16 protein-coding genes and 2 pseudogenes are annotated in these 18,160 nt (G+C 65.4%); 9 read left to right on the top strand and 9 right to left on the bottom strand.

What is annotated here, in order from left to right; all coding sequences use genetic code 11:
* Positions 1-10: 10 nt before the first annotated feature.
* Together VB777_RS15785 and VB777_RS15790 are read left to right on the top strand one after the other, a co-directional pair.
* Positions 11-433 (top strand): annotated as a pseudogene (locus VB777_RS15785) (glycosyltransferase family 2 protein); the annotation flags it as partial.
* 774 nt (positions 434-1,207) lie between these two features.
* Positions 1,208-2,011 (top strand): uroporphyrinogen-III synthase, encoded by an 804-nt coding sequence (locus tag VB777_RS15790; protein ID WP_231605593.1) that lies wholly within the window; start codon positions 1,208-1,210, stop codon positions 2,009-2,011.
* 9 nt (positions 2,012-2,020) lie between these two features.
* Here the strand turns inward: VB777_RS15790 and VB777_RS15795 are convergent, their stop codons facing one another.
* The 3 genes from VB777_RS15795 to zds are packed head-to-tail and all read right to left on the bottom strand — an operon-like array spanning position 2,021 to position 4,508.
* Positions 2,021-2,587 carry a hypothetical protein gene (locus VB777_RS15795; RefSeq protein ID WP_197158616.1) on the bottom strand — a complete coding sequence of 189 codons (567 nt, stop codon included), beginning with the start codon at positions 2,585-2,587 and terminating at the stop codon, positions 2,021-2,023.
* On the bottom strand, positions 2,508-2,987 hold the full coding sequence (locus VB777_RS15800) for an SRPBCC family protein (RefSeq protein WP_197158615.1): 480 nt from the start codon (positions 2,985-2,987) through the stop codon (positions 2,508-2,510). Before VB777_RS15800 ends, VB777_RS15795 begins: the two co-directional genes overlap by 80 nt.
* Before the next feature lie 18 nt (positions 2,988-3,005).
* Positions 3,006-4,508, bottom strand: coding sequence for a 9,9'-di-cis-zeta-carotene desaturase (gene zds / locus VB777_RS15805; protein WP_197158614.1), 1,503 nt, complete (start codon positions 4,506-4,508; stop codon positions 3,006-3,008).
* A 342-nt stretch (positions 4,509-4,850) separates the two neighbouring features.
* On the opposite strand from zds, the gene VB777_RS15810 reads away from it, so the two are divergent.
* The 4 genes from VB777_RS15810 to VB777_RS15825 are packed head-to-tail and all read left to right on the top strand — an operon-like array spanning position 4,851 to position 7,305.
* Positions 4,851-5,276 carry a HesB/IscA family protein gene (locus VB777_RS15810; RefSeq protein WP_416223884.1) on the top strand — a complete coding sequence of 142 codons (426 nt, stop codon included), beginning with the start codon at positions 4,851-4,853 and terminating at the stop codon, positions 5,274-5,276.
* A gap of 58 nt (positions 5,277-5,334) precedes the next feature.
* Complete coding sequence (locus tag VB777_RS15815; protein ID WP_197158612.1) at positions 5,335-5,754, top strand: tetratricopeptide repeat protein; 420 nt, start codon at positions 5,335-5,337, stop codon at positions 5,752-5,754.
* A complete protein-coding gene (locus VB777_RS15820) occupies positions 5,751-7,055 on the top strand; it encodes a lipid-A-disaccharide synthase-related protein (protein WP_323250102.1) in 1,305 nt (434 codons plus the stop codon). Before VB777_RS15815 ends, VB777_RS15820 begins: the two co-directional genes overlap by 4 nt.
* On the top strand, positions 7,048-7,305 hold the full coding sequence (locus tag VB777_RS15825; RefSeq protein ID WP_322758259.1) for a hypothetical protein: 258 nt from the start codon (positions 7,048-7,050) through the stop codon (positions 7,303-7,305). The genes VB777_RS15820 and VB777_RS15825 overlap by 8 nt, the downstream gene beginning before the upstream one ends.
* Here VB777_RS15825 and VB777_RS15830 read toward each other — a convergent pair.
* Positions 7,262-8,197: a TIGR01777 family oxidoreductase gene (locus VB777_RS15830; RefSeq protein WP_323250103.1), complete on the bottom strand. Its 936-nt coding sequence runs from the start codon at positions 8,195-8,197 to the stop codon at positions 7,262-7,264. The genes VB777_RS15825 and VB777_RS15830 overlap by 44 nt on opposite strands.
* 33 nt (positions 8,198-8,230) lie before the next feature.
* The gene (locus tag VB777_RS15835) at positions 8,231-9,484 is read right to left on the bottom strand and encodes a cation:proton antiporter (protein WP_323250105.1); all 1,254 of its coding nucleotides are present in this window, start codon (positions 9,482-9,484) and stop codon (positions 8,231-8,233) included.
* Positions 9,485-9,537: 53 nt separating this feature from the next.
* Between VB777_RS15835 and ndhO the strand changes: the two genes are divergently transcribed.
* A complete protein-coding gene (gene ndhO / locus VB777_RS15840) occupies positions 9,538-9,789 on the top strand; it encodes an NAD(P)H-quinone oxidoreductase subunit O (protein WP_322758257.1) in 252 nt (83 codons plus the stop codon).
* Between the two features lie 18 nt (positions 9,790-9,807).
* Here ndhO and VB777_RS15845 read toward each other — a convergent pair whose 3' ends face one another.
* The 3 genes from VB777_RS15845 to VB777_RS15855 all read right to left on the bottom strand — a co-directional run bounded on the left by VB777_RS15845 (position 9,808) and on the right by VB777_RS15855 (position 14,244).
* Entirely contained in the window at positions 9,808-10,545 is a 738-nt protein-coding gene (locus VB777_RS15845) for a J domain-containing protein (RefSeq protein WP_323250108.1), read from the bottom strand.
* 99 nt (positions 10,546-10,644) lie between these two features.
* The gene (locus VB777_RS15850; RefSeq protein WP_416238378.1) at positions 10,645-12,249 is read right to left on the bottom strand and encodes an iron uptake porin; all 1,605 of its coding nucleotides are present in this window, start codon (positions 12,247-12,249) and stop codon (positions 10,645-10,647) included.
* A 390-nt stretch (positions 12,250-12,639) separates the two neighbouring features.
* Entirely contained in the window at positions 12,640-14,244 is a 1,605-nt protein-coding gene (locus VB777_RS15855; RefSeq protein WP_323250113.1) for an iron uptake porin, read from the bottom strand.
* A gap of 146 nt (positions 14,245-14,390) precedes the next feature.
* Here VB777_RS15855 and VB777_RS15860 point away from each other — a divergent pair, with 146 nt between their 5' ends.
* Entirely contained in the window at positions 14,391-15,929 is a 1,539-nt protein-coding gene (locus tag VB777_RS15860) for an ArnT family glycosyltransferase (protein ID WP_323250115.1), read from the top strand.
* Positions 15,930-15,933: 4 nt separating this feature from the next.
* A complete protein-coding gene (locus VB777_RS15865) occupies positions 15,934-17,601 on the top strand; it encodes a DUF2079 domain-containing protein (protein WP_322758253.1) in 1,668 nt (555 codons plus the stop codon).
* 416 nt (positions 17,602-18,017) lie between these two features.
* On the opposite strand, the pseudogene VB777_RS15870 reads toward VB777_RS15865, so the two are convergent.
* Positions 18,018-18,160, bottom strand: a pseudogene (locus VB777_RS15870) (photosystem II D2 protein (photosystem q(a) protein)); the annotation flags it as partial.

Below are 18,160 nucleotides of genomic sequence, written 5' to 3' on the forward strand. Positions count from 1 at the left end.
CAGCCTCTCGATGATCGTGCGGGATGAGGCCGCGTGCCTGGAGCGCTGCCTGGCCTCGGTACGGGACTTCGTCGACGAGATGGTGGTGGTGGACACCGGCTCAACCGATGACACGGTGGCGATCGCCGAGCGGTGTGGCGCCGTGGTGCACCCGATCACCTGGCCCGGCGATTTCGCACCGGCACGCAACCGCGCCCTGGAGTGGGTCCGGGGCGCGTGGGTGTTGGTTCTCGATGCGGACGAGGTGCTGCTCCCCGAGGCCATTCCCGCTCTGCGGCAACTGATGGAGCAGCCCGACCTGCTGCTGATCAACCTGCTGCGACGGGAGCAGGGGGCCAGTCAGTCGCCCTATTCCAGTGTCAGCCGACTGTTCCGCCGCCATCCGGCGATCCACTGGAGCCAGGCCTACCACTCCCTGGTGGACGACAGCGTGATGGCGCTGATGGCGCAGGAGCCCCACTGGCGCATTGCCGACTGTCCGGAACCGGCCCTGCTGCACGACGGCTACCGACCGGAACTGCTGGCCGATGGACGCAAGGCCCAGCGCCTGCGCCAGGCGATGGAGCAGGAACTGCGCCGCAAGCCCGGCGACCCCTACGCCTGCGCCAAGCTGGGCGCCCTCGAGGTGAGTGACGGCAACACGGCACGGGGGCTGTCCCTGCTGAAGCAGGGATTGGCCCAGTGCCCCGCTGAAGCGGTGGCGGAGCGCTACGAGCTGCTGCTGCATCTCGCCATCGCCACGGCGCCATCCCAGCCGCAGCGGGCCACCACGCTGTATCGCGAAGCCCTCACCCAGCCCCTGCCGGCGCGGGTCCGACTGGCGGCCTTTCACAATCTGGCGGCGCTGCTGCTGCAACAAGCCGAGAACGCTGGACCCTCCGCCACGCCATCCCACCTGAGCGAAGCCCTCGAACTGGCCCGTGCCGCCACCGGCGCCGCTCCCGAACTGGCGCCGGGCTGGATCCAGCTCGGTCTGATCGAACGGCGCTGCGGTCACCTGGAGGCCGCCGCCGCGGCCTATCGCCGAGCGATCACCTGCGATAGCAGCCAGGCAGGGGCCCACCAGAACCTGGGCGTGGTTTCCCTGCTGATGGGCGACATCCCCGCAGCCCGCGAGGGCTTCCGTGAGGCGATCGCCCTGCTTACCAGCCAGGGCAAGACCTCGGCAGCGGAGGCCCTGCGCCAGCAGGCGTCCTCGCTGGTGAAGCTGGAGCCTGCCAGCCCGTTGACGGGCCGCACCGTGGCGGTGACCCGGGCGGAGCAACAGCTGGGGGAAGCTCGCGCTCTGTTTGAGGCGATGGGAGCGCGCGTCGTGGATCTGCCGGCCCTCGTGATCGGTCCCCCCGATGAATGGGGTCCGCTCGACGACGCCCTGGCGGAACTGGAGCACTTTCACTGGCTGATCCTGTCCAGCGCCAACGGGGTGGAGGCGGTGCAACAGCGGCTGCGCCGCCGCGGCGGCGACCTGGCGCACCTCCCCGGCAGCCTCAACATCGCCGCGGTGGGCCGCAAGACGGCCCGGCAGCTGGAGGATCTCGGCGCCCCTGCAGACTTCGTACCTCCTGCCTATGTCGCCGACAGCCTGATCGAGCACTTCCCTGTCTCAGCCTGGGGCCTGCGGTTGCTGCTGCCACGGGTGCAGAGCGGCGGCCGCACCGTGCTGGCGGAGGCCTTCGGCGAAGCCGGTGCCCGGGTGGTGGAAGTGGCCGCCTACGAAACGCGCTGCCCTGAGGCCCTGCCCTCGCAGACCCTGCTGGCTCTGGAGCGAGGCGACCTGGATGCGATCACCTTCAGCAGCGGCAAGACGGTGAGCCACACCTGCCAGCTGCTGCAGCGCCACTTCGGGAGCGACTGGCGCCAGCGGCTGGACAGCGTGGCCGTGATTTCGATCGGCCCCCAGACCACGGCCCGCTGCCGCCAGGAGCTGGGCCGGGTGGACGCCGAAGCGGACCCCCATGACCTCAACGGACTGGTGGCAGCCTGCTGCAGGGCCCTCAGCGAACAAGACTGAGGCAACCCCTCAAAGCTCAGCCGTGATCGTGCGGTCGGCCTGGCGCAGCACCAGACGCCCCTGCTGCACGTCCACCGCCTGCACAGACCAACCAGGCGGCAGAAGATCGGTGGAGCGGCCACCCTGATCCCCGGGAGCAAGACTGCCGCTCACAGATTCGAACTGGACAAGAGCCTTCGGCCGACCACTGGATGCCACCACACCATTGAAGCGGAAGGCTTCGGGCAACAGCAGTGGAGGTCGCACCTCCGTTCCAGGAGCTCCTGGAAGGCCAGAGATGAGCTGGCCGTTGGCACTGAGCAACGGCGAACTAAAGGGATCCAGGCGGCCGACCACCATGGAAGCCACCACGGCCTGGGGCTTGAGCAGGGGAGTCAGGCCGGCAGAGTCGAGCGGAGGTTCGGACAGAGGGTTCTCCCGGGCTGGCGGCTGGCGATCGGGAGCAGGCGCCTCAGATGCAGGGCCGCCGCCAAAGCCGGGGATCGAGAAGGGAAGCTCAATCCCCTGACAGCCCGTCAGCAGCAAGGTCAGCGCCAGGGCCGCTGGAGATTTCGACCAGGTCGCGAAAACGGTCAAGGTTGGCCTGCAGTTCCTTGGTGACGATGCCCCCCAGGATGGTGGGTTCCATCAGGGGTGCAAGCACCCCCGGCAGCTCATAGCTGACGCTGAGCCGGACCGTGGTGCATCCGGGACCCTGGGGATAGAAGCGCACCGCCCCCCGGGTCGGCAATCCCCCCACCGATTCCCAGTGCAGCTGCTGGGCCTCGACCCGCTGGGTGATGCGAGCCTTCCAATGAAAACGAAATCCCTGGGCCGCCAGGGTCCAGTCGGTGAGATCGGGGTCATCAAGGGTCTTGACCGACTCGATCCAGCGCATCCAGCGCGGCATCGCCTCGAGATCGCTCCACACCACCCAGACCCGATCCGCGGGGGCCTGGATCTCGGTGGTGACGCTGTGCTCAAGCCAACGGCCCATGGGGAAAGGTGCAAGGGGTCAGGCCACGGCCGCATTGCTGGCGAGCTGAACCGGGCGGTCCAGAATCGCGGCCGCAGCCAGACGCCCGCTCATGGTGGCGCCTTCCATCGAATCGATGTAGTCCTGGCGGGTGTAGCTGCCCGCCAGAAAGAAGTTGGACACCGGGGTGCGCTGATCCGGGCGAAACGGCTCCATCCCTGGCGCCTCGCGGTAGAGCGACTGGGCCAGCTTGACCACGTTGCTCCACACCAGCGTCAGGTTGCGGGCCGAGGGGAAGAGGCTGCGGACCTGGGCATCGGTGGCGGCCACGATCTCCTCGGTCTTTTTGGGAATCCAGGGATCGCCCGGGGTGAGCACGCATTGCAGCAGCGAGCCCAGGCCAGGCCTGCGGTAGTCCACCGGGCTGGCCAGGGCCAGATCCGCGAAGCAACTGAAATCGGCGTCTGCCGTGTAGAGGAGATTGTCGAGACCGGCCGGATGGGCGAGGTCGGCCCGGCGACCGGTCGCCTCGGCGGAATCGCCCAATTCGGTGACCCAGCCGTCGTAGCGGAGCTGCACGGTGGCCACCGGCACGGCCTCCAACCGGTAGATCGCATCAAAAGCCTCGTGGCAGCGCCAGGCCTGCGGCAGCAGGCGCTGGATGCCGGGCACATCACAGGCGGCGAGATAAGCATCGGCCTGCACGTTCAGATCCCCCGCCGGTGTTCCCATCGTGAGCCCCGTGACCCGGGTGAGCGGAGCAAGGGCCGAATCACCGGGCTCTGCGGGTGCCTCCTCAAAGTGCACCTCCTTGACGCGGTGGCGTAGGTGCAGGCGGCCGCCACGGGCTTCGATATAGGCCAGGATCGGGCCGGTGAGCCAGCGATGGGGCGACCCCTTGAGCAGGTTGAGCTTGGAGGCCTCGGTCTTGGCCGCGAACATCATGAAGATGGTGAGCATGCAGCGAGCCGAGATCGTGGCGCAATCGATGAAACCCAGCGCGTAGGCCACCGGATTCCACATGCGCTCGATGCTGCGCAGGCTGCCTCCATGGCCGAGGAACCACTCCTGGAAGCTGATCCGATCGAGATCGCGGATCACCTGCATCGCCCCCTCGTAATCCACCAGTCCGCGCACGATCGGGCTGGTGCCCAGGGCCAGGGCATTGCGCAGCTTGTCGATCCAGTCGAGCTGGGGGGTGGTGAAGAAGGCCTTGAGACCGTTGAAGGGGGCGCCGATCGGGAAACGGAAATCGAGTTCGCGCAGATCCCCACCCGCATTCACGAACAGGTGGGTGTGGTCCTTGGGCAGGAGGTTCTCGAACGCCCCCACCTTGCGCATCAGGGCGAAGAGGTTGGCGTAGTTGAAGAAGAACACATGCAACCCCATCTCGATGTGGTTGCCCTCGGGATCTTCCCAGCTGCCCACCTTGCCACCCATGAAGGGCCGGGCCTCGTAAAGATCCACCTGGTGACCGGCATCGACCAGATCCACTGCTGCGGAGAGTCCCGCCAGCCCCGCTCCCACGATGGCGACCCTCACCCTCTGAATTCCCAAACTGGGCCGACTCTATGGAGACGGCTGCGCCAGCGAGCGGATATCCGGTCGAGGCAGCCGCCAGCCTGTGGCGTCTGTCGGCGAGACGACAGCCCCAGCAGCACGGAAAGTCAGAGGGATGGCTGCAACAGCGCCGGATGGGCCTCGTGACCGGATGGCCCTCGTGACCACAAGGAAGCGAAAGCCGCGGACACCCACGAAAGCAACAATGGCAGCCAGGGCTCCATAGAGTTGTGGCATGACCCATCCGCGGCCCCAGCGATGAGCCCCGAGACCGTGCGCTCCGCAACCGCAACCGCAACTACGACATCCGCAACCCTCGAAACCTTGAACACCGAAACGATCGCGGCCCCCACCGCGAGCCAACCCGCCTCCGCCCCCCCCCAGGCTTCCGCCGGCAAGGACGGCCGGGGCATCCTGATCACCGAGCCGGCCATGAAGCAGCTGGCCGCCCTGACGAGCCAGCAGGGGGACAGCAAAGTGCTGCGGGTGGGCGTGCGCTCCGGCGGTTGCAGCGGTATGAGCTACACGATGGATTTCATCGATGCCGACCAGATCCGCTCCGATGACGAGCAGTACACCTACGAACCCAACGGATCGGCTGCCTTCCAGGTGGTCTGCGACCCCAAGAGCCTGCTGTACATCTACGGCATGCAGCTCGACTTCTCCAGCGCCCTGATCGGTGGCGGCTTCAACTTCACCAACCCCAACGCCACCCAGACCTGCGGCTGCGGCAGTTCCTTTGCCGTCTGATCCCTGGGCTGCGACGGCCGACATGGGAATCTGAGATCCCGAGGCTTCGCTCCCGCCGATGACGGCCACCTTTGAATCCCGCTTCGATGCGGCCATCGCCCGCTATCAGCAGGGTGGGCCGTCCGCCGAGTTGATCGGGGAATTCCAGGCGATCACCCAGCAGGCCCCCCGCCAGTCGGCGGGCTGGACCTGCCTGGCCTGGCTGCAGTTGCTGGAAGGCCAGGCCGACGACGCCCTGCGCTCGGCCCGCACGGCCGTGAAGCTCAATCCCCAGGATCCCCAGGCCCGCATCAACCTCTGCCTGGCCCTGCTCGAGACCGATTCCAAGGGGGTGCGCGAACAGATCGAGATGGTGCAGCGGGTGATGCAGATGGCACCGGAACTGGCTGCTGAACTGAACGACTCGATGGCCGATGGCCTGCAGCGCAAGCCAGGTTGGCCGGCCATGCAGAAGGTGCAGCGGTGGCTGCAGGGTTGACACGCCTGCTGCTGCTGAGCAACGGCCACGGGGAAGACCTCAGTGGCGCCCTGCTCGGCCGGGCCCTGATCCAGCAGCCGGGGATCCAGGTGAGCGCCCTGCCCCTGGTGGGCCATGGCGAGCCCTACCGCCAGGCCGGCATCGCCGTGCTGGGCCGCACCCGCTCCTTCAGCACCGGTGGGCTCGGCTACACCAGTCTGCGCGGGCGCCTCACCGAACTGGCCCAGGGTCAGGTGGTGTACCTGTTCGGGCAGCTGCTGCGTCTGTGGCGGCGGCGCAAGCAGACCGATCTGGTGGTGATCGTGGGCGACGTGGTGCCGTTGCTGGCCTGGTGGCTGACCGGCTGCCGAGGCGTCGTGTATCTGGTGGCGTATTCCAGCCACTACGAAGGCCGCCTGCGGCTGCCCTGGCCCTGCGGCTGGATCCTGCGGCGGCGCCGCCTGCTGCAGGTGTGGAGCCGCGACGCCCTCACCGCCACTGACCTGAGCCAGCAGCTGGGGCGGCCGGTGCTGTTCCTGGGCAACCCCTTCTTTGATCTGGTGGCAGATGGCTCCGGGACCGGAGCGCCGGCAGGGCCTGGAGATGCCGAAGCGATCGACAGCGCCACGCCCACGGACGAAGCCAGGAACGCCAGTGCTGCACCACAGAGCCTGGTCCTGCTGCCCGGCAGTCGCCTGCCGGAAGCCGAGCAGAACCTGGAGCTGATGCTGCACCTGCTCATCCTGCTGCCGCAGGAGCTGAGGCAGCCGTCACGGCTGTGTCTGCGGGCGGCTCTGGTGCGGCACCTCGACAGCGAGCGCCTGGCAGCCCTGGCCCAGCGACTGGGCTGGCAACTGCAGGGCTCCGCCGATCAACCCCAGGGCCTCTGGATGCAGCGTGAGGAGCTGCGGCTGGAGCTGGGCTGGGATCGATTCGCCTCCCTTTTGCGGCAGAGCGATCTGGTGCTGGCCATGGCCGGGACCGCCACCGAGCAGGCCGTTGGGCTGGGAAAACCGGTGTTGCAGCTGGCCGGCCAGGGCCCCCAGTTCACAGAGGGCTTCGCCGAGGCGCAGCGCCGCCTGCTCGGCCCCGGGGTGGTGTGTGCTCCTGGTGAGGCCGGCATGCTCGACACCCTGCGCGCCAGTGCGGCTCTGGCCGCGCGACTGCTGGAAGAGCTGGCTGATGCCGAACGCGGGGCTCAATGGCGCCGGCAGCTGCATCAGCTGGGTCTGGAGCGGATCGGCGAGGCCGCCGGCACCCAGCGCATGGCCGCAGCGATCATGACCCTGTTGCCCCAGGAGTCCTGTGCCGCCCATGGCTGACCCCCCCACAATTCTTCAGCGGCTCAAGGGTGCCCTCGACACCGTGCTGGTGATCGATGTGTTCGTGGTGCTGACCGGTGCCGGCTGGTTCGCCCTGGCGGTGGTCTTGCACAGCCAGGAGATCGAGGCACCGCTGCGAGTGTTTCAAGGGCTCTGGGAGCCCCTGTTCACGCCGGCGATCGGTCTGTTGATGGCCGCTGCCCTGATCAGTGGGGCGCTGGGCTGGTGGCAGCGACGAGGGCAGCGTTGAGCTCCGGGTAGTGAAAGCTGAAACCCTGCGGCTGCAGCCGCTCCGACACGACTCGCTGGCCCTCGAGCACCACCTGGGCGCCATCGCCGAGCAACAGCTGCAGGATCGGGCCGGGAACAGGCAGGAGACTGGGGCGGCCCAGAGCCTTGCCCAGGGCCGCCGCGAACGAGGCCATGGTGGTGGGCTCCGGTGCCACCGCGTTGTAGACCCCACTGAAGCCTCCATCCTCGAGGGCCGCACCGATCAGGCGACAGAGGTCATGACGGTGGATCCAGCTCATCCACTGCCGGCCTGAGCCGATCGGACCGCCGAAACCGGCCCGGAACACCGGCAACATCTTGGCCAGGGCACCACCATCGGGCCCCAGCACAATGCCGATGCGCAGCTTCACCACCCGGCAGCCCGCTGGCGCCCGATCGGCCGCCGCCTCCCACTGCCGGCAGACATCAGCAAGGAAATCTGCCCCCGCGGGACTCGACTCGGAAAACCGCTTCTCCAGATTGGTGCCGTAGTACCCCACCGCCGAGGCGTTGACCAGCACGGCCGGGGGGCGCCTGAGGCCGGCCATCGCCTGCACCAGACCGTTGGTGGTGCTCAGGCGGCTGTCGAGCAGCAGCTGCCGCTGGGACGCACTCCAGCGCTTCTCGGCGATCGGCTCCCCGGCAAGATTCACCACCCCATCGGCCTCAGCAAGGGCCTGCAGCAGCTCGGATCGCTGCCAGCTGGTGACGTCCGTTGGGTCGAGCTGCATGGCCGCAAATCGCTCCCCGAGCAGATGGGGGAACGGCTGGGCCTGGCGGCTCACCAGCACGATCGAATGCCCCAGTTCCAGCAGGAACGGGACCAACTCGCGCCCCACGAAACCCGAACAACCCAGCAACAGCAAACGCACGCCCGTCGATCAATGCGATGGAATGCGGCGAGGCTAGGTCTGCGGCGGCTCCGCGGCGGTGGCCAGTCCCAGCCGTTGCGCCAGTGGCACCAGCAGAAAGCCCTGTCCCAGCAAGCCCAGCAGCACCACCCCCAGGGCCAGGGGAGGCATCGCATCCCCCCAGGGGACGGAGCTTGCAGCGGCCTGGATCGCCAGGGCGATCGGCACCGCGCCGCGCAGACCGGAGCAGGAGATGAACAGCCGGGAATTGCGGCGGAAGCCGGAACGCGCCAACACCAGTTCCACCATCAGCCAGCGGGCCAGCAACATCGAGCCGAACAGCACCAGCACCTGCAGGGACGACTCCACCACCGCATCGGCGCTCACCACCAGTCCCATGCAGAGGAACAGCAGCAGCTCCGCCATCTTGGCGAAGCCGGCGTGGGCCTCCTCCAGCACCAGGCGCTCGGAATCGGCGCTGTTGCCCAGCACCAGACCGGCGATGTAGGCCGCCAGCAGACCACTGCCGCCCAACAACTGGGTGCCGCCCACCAGCAACATCAGCACCGCCAGGCTCACCACGGCCAGCAAGGCCGGGCTGGTGAGCGAACGGCGCGCCCCCAGCAACTGCCCGGCCAGACTGCCGCCTAAAAAGCCCAGCAGGATCCCCAGCAGAAACTGACGCATCACCTCGGTGACCAGGGAGGAGGGCGTCGCCAGCCCCGACTCCCCGCCGGCCCCAGCCATCGCCATCGCCACACCGGCCAGCACCACCGCCACGGGGTCGTTGAAAGCGGACTCACACTCGATCAGATCGACCAGGCGCTTCGGCAGCCGCCCCGCCAGGGGCCGCAGCAGGGCCAGCACGGCAGAAGCGTCGGTGCTGCAGACCATGGCACCGATGAACAGGGCCAAAGGGAAACTCACCGGCACATCGACATCCGGCAGGGAGCCAATGGCCATCACCACCCCCGTGATCAACAGGGCCGTGACCAACGAACCAAGGCTGGCAAGCCGGGCAGCCGGCTGAAGCACGGCCCGCAGCTCGCCCCAGTTGGTGGTGAGCCCACCGAAGAACAGCACCAGCACCAGCGAAACCTGGGCGATCTGATCAGCACCGGCCAGGGTGAGCAGCGGCTGGGCATCAAGGCCGGACAGGGCATCGAGGTCGTTATCGGTGAGCAGGCCAAGCACCAGAACCAGCAGCACGCCAGGAACCCGCAGGCGGGCCGCCATGTCGTCGAGCAGCACCGCGACCAGCATCAGGGCGCCAAACACGGCCAGCAGCAAGGCCAGGGTGGGGGACATCGGCGTGGTTGAGCTGCAGGGGTCCTAGCGTGTCTCAAGTCCAGCAGCCACCGATGGCTGAAACGATGACCGACACCACCACCAGCCCGCCTCCATTAAAGAAGGGGAGCCTGGTGCGGGTGAACCGGGCTGCTTACTGCGGCAGCCTTGAGGCCGCGGCGAGCGATCCGGCACCGCCGGCCTATCTCTTTGATGGGCCCGGCGAAATCCTGCTGGTGAAGGGGGATTACGCCCAGCTGCGCTGGCGCCGCCCCGTGCCTGACGTGTGGTTGCGGCTGGATCAACTGGAGGCCTACGTCGCCTGAGCGATCGGCAACAGCAGCTCAGAGTTCCAGGCGGCGCCGCTCCTGCTTCAACAGGCTGCGACGCTGCTTGGCCTCCCGCAGCATCTCGCGGCCATCGTGCAGATAGCCGTCCACATATCCCATGGTGTAGCGCTCCAGCTCCTGCAGGGCGTCTTTCACCTGGCTGAGGCAGTGATAGAGGCTGAGGCCAAAGCCCTTGGCTGAGGCCGGGCAGGGCAGTGAGCCAAACAGCGCCTCCACCTTCTCGATCTTCGCCTGGCTCTGGGCCAGAAACCCACAGAACACGTCCATCAGGCGATCGTCATAAGGATCCGCGGCCAGCTCCCGCAGCTGGGCAGGGAAGGGATTAATCACCTGCCCGAGCAACCGATCAATCGGTGCATAGACCTGCTGCAACCAGGCCAGCAGCAACCCATCGTCCTGGCCGCCGCGGCGTGATGCTGCCCGTCGCACTCCGCGACCGGTCCCGCTGGCTGCAGCGGCAGACGACGCGGCAGAGGCTGCCACGGCCCCCCGACCGCGATGGCCGTCGTAGCGCCGGCGCCGCTCACCATCGCCCAGCACCTCCCAGGCCGCATTGAGGGCCAGGATCGTGTCGTCGCCACCGCCGGCGTCGGGATGGTGTTGCTTCACCAGAGCGCGGTAAGCCGCCTTGATCTCGGCGGCACTAGCGGAGCTGGCCACCCCCAGGACTTGGTAGGGATCACGGGCGGGCTGGAACGCAGACAAGGGCAACGGCACGGGATCAGGCTCCATTTTCACCGCAGGCAGCACAGGGGCGCCCCATAAAAAAGCCCCCCGCTGACGCGGGAGGCAAACGACTTGTGATGTGTGAGGAGTGAAGCAATCAGGCAATCAGAACTTGAAGCCCACTTGGACCACTCCGCCGAGGGAATCGAGGCTCTTTCCTGAGGGCGTGTTCTGACCAAGAGGACGGCTCTGATACACCAGCGCAGGGGTCACACTGATGTTGTCGGTGACTTGGAACTTGTACCACCACTCCCAGACGTAGTTGCCGTCTTGGGGGGTGGTATCGCTGAAGGCAGAGGTAGTGAAGGGGGCTTGACCAACGGCCATACCCGCCTTATTCCCCTTCACGAACACATCACTCCACTGCAGACCCACCATCCAGGACTGAGCAGCCTGGGTATCGGTGGCAACTTTATAGCTGTCGCTGAAGGTACTGATTCCCCAGCTACCGCTGATCGAAGGGACCCAGCCAGACTCAGAGGGCTGCCAGTAGGCGCTGACAGCAAAGTTGTTGGTGTTGCCACCACCATTGCCTAGATCATCGCAACCCACCCTGGACGCACGGTAGGTGTAGCCGGTACCAGAGCGCAGATTAGTACCACACTGGCCATAGCGGTAAGCGGCACTTAAGCCCCAGTTTTTACCAGCCCCGCCCAGCTGAGCCATGAAGGAAGCTGCGGAGTTGTCGGTCCCCACGCCACCCTCACTAGGGTTCCCATTGGCGGCATTCTTGGCGACGTAGTTCACCGCAGCCGCGAGGTAGGGATTACCCTTCTTCACCTTCTGCTTCCAGATAGCACCGACAGCGGCGCCAGTCTCCTTATTATAGGTACCCGAAGCACCAAAGGTGCCAGTAAAGAAGTCCAGGAGATCGGACTTATAAACAACAGGCTTAAGAGCTAAGAGCTCTGTATTACGAGCTCGAGCACCAAGAGTAAACTTGAGCTGGTCGCCCACCGGGAAGGTGTAGTACAAGCGGTCGATATCAACCACGTTAGGGCCAGCGTCAGACTCGAACGACTTATCGAACTTCAGGCTGCGGAAATCGGTAGGGCCATCGAAAGCGCTGGATGCCCAGTTGCCGGCACGCAGACGAGTTCTCAGCAGGTCCTTGCCCGTGAAGCTGGTATCGAAGTTCAGGCGAACGTCGTAAACAAAGACAGTGGCCCCATATTCTTCACGAGCCAGATCGCGCGCCTCTCCAGCGCTACCGCCAAAGGCGTAAGCACCCAGCAAGAAGGTGGCTTCGCCCGAGAGCTTGGTGGTGGTGGAAAACTGGGTGGCCTCCAGCTCTCCCACCTTGGCCTCCAAGCCATCCACGCGGCCCTTCAACACAGCGAGTTCCTTTTCGAACTCCTTCATTAGGCGCTTGAGCTCGTCGGTCACTTCGGTGATCCGGTCGAGGCAGGCGTTCAGCAGGGCCGCCGCTTCATAGCGGGTCATGGCCTGGCCGCCTTTGTAGGTGCCGTTCGGGTAGCCGGCGACGCAGCCGTAGCGCTCGATCAGGTTGCTGAGTGCCTGATACGCCCAGTCAGTGGGGCGTACATCAGAGAACTGATTGATGCTGGTGACCTGATCCTGGCCATCCACCACGTCAGCTTCGGCGTAGCGATTCACGCCGGCCAGATTGAGATCGGCTGCCTGGGCAGCCAGGGGGGACAGCAGGCCCAAGGCAGCTGGCGCCAGAAAGAGTTTCTGGAATGGTTTCATCGAAATCCTCACACCAAATTGAGGGAGGCCAATCCAAGGGATCGACTGCGATATCCTGCCTGACACAACTGCAAAGTGCCTGCAGTGTGAGCACAGACCGGGGTGCCCTGCGATACCAGACTCAGCGGCGCGCAAGATCAGATCAGCACAAAAAAACCGGCGAGACAAGCTCACCGGGACAGGGAAAACGAAGAAAGGAAGAATGCTCGGGGTGCGTGGTACTTAAAGCACAGGTTGCAAAGCAAGAAAATCCTGGCGCATTAATTGCAGCAAGGCATGGTGTGTGAGGAGCCTGCGCTAGCGCCGATGGAATCGACGGAGAAAGTCAGTCAAACTGAACAAGGAGGGAGAAAAGCGTTAACAATTCTCCCTGCCAAGCTCATGCCCTGATCAGAACTTGAAGGTGGTCTTGACCAGACCGCCGAACTGATTGAAGGTATCGCCATTGACTTTCTGGAGCTGACCCAGAGGAGCGCTGAGGTAGTAGATGGCCGGGGTGACGGAGATGTTATCGGTCACCTGGAACTTGTACCACCACTCCCAGACGTAGTTGCCGTCGTTGGGGGTGTCACCAAGGGCATCCTTGATGTCGGAGTCATTACCAAAGCTGGTGATGAAGGTACCCTGGCCAACGGCCATACCGGCGGCATTACCCTTGATGAACACGTCTTCCCACTGCAGGCCGACGTACCAGGACTGGCTCTGAAGACCATCGAAACCGAAGGCATCATCTTCAGAGTTGTAGCCCGTCAGCCCCCAGCCAGCGCTGATCGAGGGAACCCAGCCAGCCTGGGAAGGCTGCCAGTAGCCGCTGATGCCGATGGAGTTGCTGCTGTCAAAACCACCGAACTCGCTGACGCCCACGGCGAAGGGGGTACCGGAGGCGAACCCGATGCCGTTGGCATAGGTGTAGGCCACGGCCAGGCCCCAATTCTCAGCGGCGTAACCGATCTGAGCGGTTCCGGTCTGAGCGGAACAATCGGTGCCGATACCACCGCAGTTGGGGTTCCTGTCATCAGGGCTGCCATTGTTGCCGTTGGCGGCCACATAGTTGAGGCTGACGCTCCAGCCGTTCTTCTGCCACCAAATACCGGCACCGGAACCGAGGTTCAGGCTGTAGGCAGCGGGCGCACCGGCGTAGGTGAAGAAGTCGAGCACGGTGTCAGCGGGGTACACGCTGGGCCACATGGCCAGCATGTCGTCCTGACGGACGCGACCACCGATGGTGACGGTGAAGTCGCTGCCAACCGGGAACTGATAGAACAGGCGGTTGATCGCTACGAGGTTATCCGAGGCCTCACTTTCCTGGAAGGCGATTTCCAGGGCGCTCAGGGGGTTGGGAGCGAACTCGTTGCCACCCAGGTAGGTGGTGTCGCGGAAGTTACCGGCGCGCAGACGGGTCCGCAGCAGATCCTTGCCGGTGAAGCTGGTATCGAAGTCCAGCTGAACGTCGTAGTTGAAGGTGGTGGCACCCAGTTCGGAGCGGTACTGGTTCCGCAGGAAGGTGGCGTCGCCGTTGAAGCTGTTGGCACCCAGAACGAAGGTGGCCTTACCTTTCAGCTTGGTGGTGGTGGAGAACTGGTTGGCTTCCAGTTCGCCCACTTTGGCCTCAAGACCGTCGACGCGGCCGCGGAGCACGGCGAGTTCCTTCTCGAACTCCTTCATCAGGCGCTTGAGCTCGTCGGTCACTTCGGTGATCCGGTCGAGGCAGGCGTTCAGCAGGGCCGCCGCTTCATAGCGGGTCATGGCCTGGCCGCCTTTGTAGGTGCCGTTCGGGTAGCCGGCGACGCAGCCGTAGCGCTCGATCAGGTTGCTGAGTGCCTGATACGCCCAGTCGGTGGGGCGAACGTCGGAGAACTGGCTGATGCTGGTGACTTGCTCCTGGGAGGCGTACTGGTTGACGCCGTCCAGGTTGAGCTCGTTGGCGTTGGCGGCCATCGGGGCCAGCAAGCCAAGGGCCGCAGGAGCAACCAGCAGTTGCTTAAAGAGTTTCATGGGGTCCTCACACAAAAGGCGCAATGCGCCAACCCGAAGGATGGCGGCTGGATCGGCAGCCCACAAGCACCGCTGTGCCACTCCGGGCAATGACCAGCGGCCTGGTGCTCTGGACATAGGGTGAGCGCCTGCTGCCAGCCCCGGGGATGCACCGATCCAGAGACCCGGGTCCCTGGCTGCCCCTGGGTCTGAGTGCCGCGCTGCGGCTGGTGCAGATCTGGATGCCGATCGTGGGAGTCCACAGCTGGCGTCAGGCGGACACGGCGGCCATGGCACGCCACTTCGCCGGGAACGGCCTCGTGTTCTGGCTTCCTCAGATCGACTGGGCCGGGGCCTCTCCCGGATATGTGGAAAGCGAGTTCCCCCTGTCTCCTTATCTGAGTGCCCTGCTCTACCGCCTGTTCGGCGTGCACGAGTGGCTGGCCCGCGGCCTGGCGGTGACCTTCAGCCTGCTCACCCTCTGGCTGGTGATCCGGATCGGCAGCCAGCTGTTCGGCCCCAGCGCCGGATGGTGGGGAGGCCTCTTCTTCGGCGTGCTGCCCAGCAGCGTCTACTTCGGCCGCAGTGTGCAGCCGGAGCCCTTGCTGATGCTGCTGGCGGCCCTGGCCTTTGAGCGGTTGCTGGCCTGGCGAGAGCGGCGTCAACGCCGTGATCTGCTCCTGAGCTGGCTTGCCTTCACGGGAGCCTGCCTGCTCAAAGTGTTTCCCCTGCTCTGGCTCGGCCTGCCGATGCTGTGGCTCTGGCACAGGCAGCCCAATCGGCAGGCCACCACCGTGGGCTGGGCCGGTCCGATGGTCTTCGGCCTGGCCAGCGTGGTTGTCACGGCCCTCTGGTATTGGCATGCCTACCGACTCGGCCAGGCCAGCGGGCTGAGCTTCGGCTTCTGGGGTGACGATGTCGATCGCGCTAACCCACTGGCACTGCTCGGTTGGCGCTACTGGCTGGAACTGCTGCTGCGGATCGCGGTTCGGAATCTGGCGGTGCTCGGCGTGCCCCTGCTGGTCCTGGGTCTGGGGGCCGCGCCGGCCCGGGGGGGCACGGCCCTGATCGTCGGCGTCGCCGCCGTGCTGGGAGCAGGGGCCCTGGCAGCCCGCTCCAGCGCCGTGCATGAGTACTACCAGCTGCCGCTGATGCTCTTTGCCTGCCCGTTGATGGGTCTGGGCTGGGAACAACTGCGACAGCGATGGGCAGCGCCGCCACGCCAGTGGATCGCCTTCGGCGGACTGGCCCTGCTGCTGGCCGGCAGCCTCACGATCCTCTCGCTGGACTACTGGAGGGTGGAGCGCCAGCAACTGCAGCAGCTCGGACCTCTGGCGGCGGCGATCCGGGCCACCACAGCTCCGGGCGACCGCATTGTGGCCGTCACCGGCCCGGATCCCACCCTGCTGAACCTGGCCCAGAGGCAGGGTTGGCTGGTGAGCCCCGGCAAAGTGAGTGCCAAGGCGATCCGGCGCTGGCGGCGCCAGGGGGCTGTGGTGCTGGCAGGCAGCCTGGACACGATCGAGAGCTTCCGCCCGTTTGACCATGGGACAGAGAGACAGAAGCTGGTGCAGACCCTCTGCCAGCTCCACGAGAACGTCACCGGCTCAGAATCCCGCAGCGCTACCAGCGCCGGCGACCCGTCGGCGACCAAGACCGCCTGCCCCTGGCCTGAGCAGAGCTGGTATGTCATGCCGCTGAACTGACGCCATGCACACACACGAGCCTGCCAGCCTTGAGGGAGGGACGGCCTCCCACACACCCAACCGAACCCAGCGGCAGAAAACAGCGGCGCGGCGTGTGTGGATCGCCGCGGCCATCTTCGCGGCCGTGGGACTGCTGCTCCAGTGGTGGCGCCTGAGCGTGCTCACCGCCTCCTACGACCAGGGCATCTTTCTGCAGGTGCTCGCCAATGGCTGGAGAGGGCATCCCTTCGAAAGCACCCTCTCCTCGCAGCTCTCCACCAACGTGGTGCATGGCGGCGAACTTCCCGCCCTGGGGTATCACCGCCTTGGCCAACACTTCACGCCGATCCTGGCGCTGTGGATTCCACTGGTACGACTGCTGGGGATCTGGGCCCTTCCCCTGATTCAGGTGGGGCTGGTCACCGCCGCTGGCCTGGTGCTGCACCACCTGGCCCGTCGGCGCCTGGAGCCGGCGCTGGCCGCGTGGGTCGCCCTCAGTTTCTTCGTCGCCAACGCCGTGATCGGCCCCACCTGGGGCAACTTCACCGACCTCTGCCAGCTGCCACTGGTTTTCTTCGTCCTCATCCTCGGACTGGAGCGCCGTTGCATCTGGCAGATCGCCCTGGGAGGGCTCGCCATGCCCCTGATCCGGGAAGACACCGGAGTGCTTCTGGTGGGGGTCGCCCTTTGGCTGGTGGTTCGCGAACGACAGCGCTGGCCGCTCGCCCTGGCTCTGGCGGCTTACGGCGGCGGCTGGGTGGTCCTGGTCACCAATGTGCTGATGCCCCTGTTCAGCGAAGACAATTCCCGACGCTTCATGGTGGAGAACTTCGGGCAATACCTGGGCGAGCGGGATCAAGCCAGCAGCCTGGAGGTGCTGTTTCTGGTCCTGCGGCAACCCCTGATCCTGTTGCGGGAACTGGTGAGTCCGCCGGGGGAGACCCTCCGCTACCTGGCGGCCCAGGGCCTGCCCCTGGCCTTTGTGCCATTGATCAGCCTCGACAGCTGGCTGATGATGGGTCTACCGCTGTTGGGGCTGTTGCTGGCCCAGGGAACCAACAACCCACTCTCCATCAATATCCGCTACACATTCCTGGTGGTGCCTGGTCTGTTCAGTGGAGCAGTGTTCTGGTGGTCGCGCCATGGTGCTCTCTTCCGTAGCCGCTACCTCAAGGCAATCTGGGCTGCAGCCATGCTGCTTTCCCTGATGTTCGCCCTCAGCGGAAATCCAAACAGAAGCCTCTCCTTCATCATTCCGGACAGCATTGATCCATGGGTTTACCAGGCTCCCTGGCGGCAATGGGAGCATGGCCGAGCAGCGCGCCTGGTCCTCTCGGCGATACCGGCCAAAGCCTCGGTTGCCGCCAACACCCCCCTGGTCCCTCTGTTGGCAGATCGTGAGGTGGTGGTGCGCTTTCCCCATGATCAGGCCTACCAGGACCGCCAGGGCCAGGAACGGCCCGTGGACTGGATCGCCGTCGACGTGGACTGGCTGCAGCGCTACGCCGTAGCCTTTCCAGGCGACCGACAGCAGTACCGCAAGGTTCGCAAACGATTGCTCCAGCTTGTTCACAAGCGAACGTATGGAATACAGGCGATTGAGGATGGTGTGGTTGTGCTCAAGCGCGGATCAGCCTCTCTAGAAGTTGACCATCAGCGACTGAAACAACTCCTGAGCAGCGGCCTTGATTAATCAGCCCTGGATAGGTCTCTGAAGATATAGGAGGTCTGCACGAGAGGGAGCTAGCATCAATTCCACCACCTGAAACTGGCTGAGCAGGAGATAAAACGATGCCCCCGGCTGCCTTAGAGGCATCCGGGGGCTCTCGCCGGGTCCACTCTTAGCGCGGAACCGTTTGATCAAGGGGGTGGCGCCGCGATCAGCCGGCGTTCTCCGCGATCAGCAGACCCTGGGTCGAACAACTGGGACTCATGGACACCTCCTCCTCGGGGATGGATGACAGCCGGTGATGCCTTCGGCGGCTACTCTCCCGGAGGAGGGAACCTGCCACACCACTGCTGCCAGAACAGATGAATTCTAGCCAAGAAAAAAGGTGCCCCGCTGAGGGACACCTCGGATCGAGCAAATGCTGAAGCCTGGTGGAGGGATCAGAGAGCGTTGCCGCGGGGCAGAACCTCTTCAGGGAAGACGAAGTTTTCGTGCGGCTGGTCGGCCGGGGCCATCCAGGCCCGCAGACCTTCATTCAGAAGGATGTTCTTCGTGTAGAAGGTCTCGAATTCAGGATCCTCAG

Source organism: Synechococcus sp. CCY9202 (assembly GCF_034931685.1).
Taxonomy (GTDB): domain Bacteria; phylum Cyanobacteriota; class Cyanobacteriia; order PCC-6307; family Cyanobiaceae; genus CBW1002.

Excerpts from the sequence above, each read along its gene's own strand:
- VB777_RS15800 (WP_197158615.1), bottom strand. The coding sequence starts at position 2,987 with ATGGGCCGTTGGCTTGAGCACAGCGTCACCACCGAGATCCAGGCCCCC.
- VB777_RS15815 (WP_197158612.1), top strand. The coding sequence starts at position 5,335 with ATGACGGCCACCTTTGAATCCCGCTTCGATGCGGCCATCGCCCGCTAT.
- VB777_RS15825 (WP_322758259.1), top strand. The coding sequence starts at position 7,048 with ATGGCTGACCCCCCCACAATTCTTCAGCGGCTCAAGGGTGCCCTCGAC.
- VB777_RS15835 (WP_323250105.1), bottom strand. The coding sequence starts at position 9,484 with ATGTCCCCCACCCTGGCCTTGCTGCTGGCCGTGTTTGGCGCCCTGATG.
- ndhO (WP_322758257.1), top strand. The coding sequence starts at position 9,538 with ATGGCTGAAACGATGACCGACACCACCACCAGCCCGCCTCCATTAAAG.
- VB777_RS15845 (WP_323250108.1), bottom strand. The coding sequence starts at position 10,545 with ATGGAGCCTGATCCCGTGCCGTTGCCCTTGTCTGCGTTCCAGCCCGCC.
- VB777_RS15850 (WP_416238378.1), bottom strand. The coding sequence starts at position 12,249 with ATGAAACCATTCCAGAAACTCTTTCTGGCGCCAGCTGCCTTGGGCCTG.
- VB777_RS15855 (WP_323250113.1), bottom strand. The coding sequence starts at position 14,244 with ATGAAACTCTTTAAGCAACTGCTGGTTGCTCCTGCGGCCCTTGGCTTG.
- VB777_RS15860 (WP_323250115.1), top strand. The coding sequence starts at position 14,391 with ATGCACCGATCCAGAGACCCGGGTCCCTGGCTGCCCCTGGGTCTGAGT.
- VB777_RS15865 (WP_322758253.1), top strand. The coding sequence starts at position 15,934 with ATGCACACACACGAGCCTGCCAGCCTTGAGGGAGGGACGGCCTCCCAC.